Annotated in this window: 1 tRNA gene and 2 rRNA genes; all 3 read left to right on the forward strand. The window is 51.0% G+C overall.

Going from position 1 to position 3587, the window contains the following annotated elements:
* Positions 1-45 precede the first annotated feature (45 nt).
* The 3 genes from PMI30_RS07960 to rrf all read left to right on the forward strand — a co-directional run bounded on the left by PMI30_RS07960 (position 46) and on the right by rrf (position 3539).
* Positions 46-121: transfer RNA gene (locus tag PMI30_RS07960), tRNA-Ala, on the forward strand.
* A 235-nt stretch (positions 122-356) separates the two neighbouring features.
* A 23S ribosomal RNA gene (locus tag PMI30_RS07955) occupies positions 357-3248 on the forward strand.
* Between the two features lie 175 nt (positions 3249-3423).
* Positions 3424-3539, forward strand: a 5S ribosomal RNA gene (gene rrf / locus PMI30_RS07950).
* Positions 3540-3587 lie beyond the last annotated feature (48 nt).

A 3587-nucleotide genomic window follows, 5' to 3' on the forward strand; every position in this document is an offset into this window, starting at 1 on the left:
TGCCCAGACCCACCAATTTTGTGTGGGAAACGCCTGTAGAAATACGGGGCCATAGCTCAGCTGGGAGAGCGCCTGCCTTGCACGCAGGAGGTCAACGGTTCGATCCCGTTTGGCTCCACCACTACTGCTTCTGTTTGTTGAAAGCTTAGAAATGAGCATTCCACCAAGATGGTGATGAATGTTGATTTCTAGTCTTTGATTAGATCGTTCTTTAAAAATTTGGGTATGTGATAGAAAGATAGACTGGATAACACTTTCACTGGTGTTGTTCAGGCTAAGGTAAAATTTGTGAGTTTAATCGCGAATTTTCGGCGAATGTCGTCTTCACAGTATAACCAGATTGCTTGGGGTTATATGGTCAAGTGAAGAAGCGCATACGGTGGATGCCTTGGCAGTCAGAGGCGATGAAAGACGTGGTAGCCTGCGAAAAGCTTCGGGGAGTCGGCAAACAGACTTTGATCCGGAGATGTCTGAATGGGGGAACCCACCTAACATAAGTTAGGTATCTTAAGCTGAATACATAGGCTTAAGAAGCGAACCAGGGGAACTGAAACATCTAAGTACCCTGAGGAAAAGAAATCAACCGAGATTCCCTTAGTAGTGGCGAGCGAACGGGGACTAGCCCTTAAGTGGCTTTGAGATTAGCGGAACGCTCTGGAAAGTGCGGCCATAGTGGGTGATAGCCCTGTACGCGAAAATCTCTTGGTCATGAAATCGAGTAGGACGGAGCACGAGAAACTTTGTCTGAATATGGGGGGACCATCCTCCAAGGCTAAATACTACTGACTGACCGATAGTGAACTAGTACCGTGAGGGAAAGGCGAAAAGAACCCCGGAGAGGGGAGTGAAATAGATCCTGAAACCGTATGCGTACAAGCAGTGGGAGCCCACTTTGTTGGGTGACTGCGTACCTTTTGTATAATGGGTCAGCGACTTATTTTCAGTGGCGAGCTTAACCGAATAGGGGAGGCGTAGCGAAAGCGAGTCTTAATAGGGCGTCTAGTCGCTGGGAATAGACCCGAAACCGGGCGATCTATCCATGGGCAGGTTGAAGGTTGGGTAACACTAACTGGAGGACCGAACCGACTACCGTTGAAAAGTTAGCGGATGACCTGTGGATCGGAGTGAAAGGCTAATCAAGCTCGGAGATAGCTGGTTCTCCTCGAAAGCTATTTAGGTAGCGCCTCATGTATCACTGTAGGGGGTAGAGCACTGTTTCGGCTAGGGGGTCATCCCGACTTACCAAACCGATGCAAACTCCGAATACCTACAAGTGCCGAGCATGGGAGACACACGGCGGGTGCTAACGTCCGTCGTGAAAAGGGAAACAACCCAGACCGTCAGCTAAGGTCCCAAAGTTATGGTTAAGTGGGAAACGATGTGGGAAGGCTTAGACAGCTAGGAGGTTGGCTTAGAAGCAGCCACCCTTTAAAGAAAGCGTAATAGCTCACTAGTCGAGTCGGCCTGCGCGGAAGATGTAACGGGGCTCAAACCATACACCGAAGCTACGGGTATCACTTAGGTGATGCGGTAGAGGAGCGTTCTGTAAGCCTGTGAAGGTGAGTTGAGAAGCTTGCTGGAGGTATCAGAAGTGCGAATGCTGACATGAGTAACGACAATGGGTGTGAAAAACACCCACGCCGAAAGACCAAGGTTTCCTGCGCAACGTTAATCGACGCAGGGTTAGTCGGTCCCTAAGGCGAGGCTGAAAAGCGTAGTCGATGGAAAACAGGTTAATATTCCTGTACTTCTGGTTATTGCGATGGAGGGACGGAGAAGGCTAGGCCAGCTTGGCGTTGGTTGTCCAAGTTTAAGGTGGTAGGCTGGAATCTTAGGTAAATCCGGGATTCTAAGGCCGAGAGCTGATGACGAGTTACCCTTTGGGTGACGAAGTGGTTGATGCCATGCTTCCAAGAAAAGCTTCTAAGCTTCAGGTAACCAGGAACCGTACCCCAAACCGACACAGGTGGTTGGGTAGAGAATACCAAGGCGCTTGAGAGAACTCGGGTGAAGGAACTAGGCAAAATGGCACCGTAACTTCGGGAGAAGGTGCGCCGGTGAGGGTGAAGCATTTACTGCGTAAGCCCACGCCGGTCGAAGATACCAGGCCGCTGCGACTGTTTATTAAAAACACAGCACTCTGCAAACACGAAAGTGGACGTATAGGGTGTGACGCCTGCCCGGTGCCGGAAGGTTAATTGATGGGGTTAGCTAACGCGAAGCTCTTGATCGAAGCCCCGGTAAACGGCGGCCGTAACTATAACGGTCCTAAGGTAGCGAAATTCCTTGTCGGGTAAGTTCCGACCTGCACGAATGGCGTAACGATGGCGGCGCTGTCTCCACCCGAGACTCAGTGAAATTGAAATCGCTGTGAAGATGCAGTGTATCCGCGGCTAGACGGAAAGACCCCGTGAACCTTTACTATAGCTTTGCACTGGACTTTGAATTTGCTTGTGTAGGATAGGTGGGAGGCTTTGAAGCGTGGACGCCAGTTCGCGTGGAGCCAACCTTGAAATACCACCCTGGCAACTTTGAGGTTCTAACTCAGGTCCGTTATCCGGATCGAGGACAGTGTATGGTGGGTAGTTTGACTGGGGCGGTCTCCTCCTAAAGAGTAACGGAGGAGTACGAAGGTGCGCTCAGACCGGTCGGAAATCGGTCGTAGAGTATAAAGGCAAAAGCGCGCTTGACTGCGAGACAGACACGTCGAGCAGGTACGAAAGTAGGTCTTAGTGATCCGGTGGTTCTGTATGGAAGGGCCATCGCTCAACGGATAAAAGGTACTCCGGGGATAACAGGCTGATACCGCCCAAGAGTTCATATCGACGGCGGTGTTTGGCACCTCGATGTCGGCTCATCACATCCTGGGGCTGAAGCCGGTCCCAAGGGTATGGCTGTTCGCCATTTAAAGTGGTACGCGAGCTGGGTTTAGAACGTCGTGAGACAGTTCGGTCCCTATCTGCCGTGGACGTTTGAGATTTGAGAGGGGCTGCTCCTAGTACGAGAGGACCGGAGTGGACGAACCTCTGGTGTTCCGGTTGTCACGCCAGTGGCATTGCCGGGTAGCTATGTTCGGAATAGATAACCGCTGAAAGCATCTAAGCGGGAAACTAGCCTCAAGATGAGATCTCACTGGGACCTTGAGTCCCCTGAAGGGCCGTCGAAGACTACGACGTTGATAGGTTGGGTGTGTAAGCGCTGTGAGGCGTTGAGCTAACCAATACTAATTGCCCGTGAGGCTTGACCATATAACACCCAAGCAATTTGCTGACCCTTCTTTATAAATGAAAAGGGGCACCAGATTGCGGTGTGTGAAGACGAAACGAACCGAAAGTTTGTGACACTCACGAAACACCAGATCTATCACATACCCATTCGCTGGAGCGTGATCCCGCAAGGGCCAACGACCTGGCTACCGAATTTCTTGACGACCATAGAGCATTGGAACCACCTGATCCCATCCCGAACTCAGCAGTGAAACGATGCATCGCCGATGGTAGTGTGGGGTTTCCCCATGTGAGAGTAGGTCATCGTCAAGATTAAATTCCGAAACCCCTATCTGCGTATGCAGGTAGGGGTTTTGTTTT

The organism is Pseudomonas sp. GM50 (genome assembly GCF_000282375.1).
Classification (GTDB): domain Bacteria; phylum Pseudomonadota; class Gammaproteobacteria; order Pseudomonadales; family Pseudomonadaceae; genus Aquipseudomonas.